The organism is Rhizobium ecuadorense (assembly GCF_001187535.1).
Classification (GTDB): Bacteria; Pseudomonadota; Alphaproteobacteria; order Rhizobiales; family Rhizobiaceae; genus Rhizobium; species Rhizobium ecuadorense.
On the sequence record NZ_LFIO01001791.1, the window covers coordinates 1 to 206 of the forward strand.

General features: G+C 61.7%; 1 pseudogene. It reads left to right on the top strand.

Features of this window, described 5'->3' with window-relative positions:
• A pseudogene (locus tag AF337_RS37135) lies at positions 1–206 on the top strand (ABC transporter permease); the annotation flags it as partial.

Sequence of the window (206 nt, forward strand, 5' to 3'; positions counted from 1 at the left end):
GCAATTTCGTCTTCCAGCCGCGTGTCTATGCGCTCTCCGATTCCGAAGAGCTCGACCCCGTCACCTTCCAGCCGATCGTTGGCATCGACTACGACAATCCGCGGCTGCTCGGCTTCTTCGTCAAGGGTGCTGAATACCGGCTTTTCGGCCTGATCCCGGCCAGCCGGCACTTCTTCGGCTCGACCGACGGCCAGCCGGTGCATTTC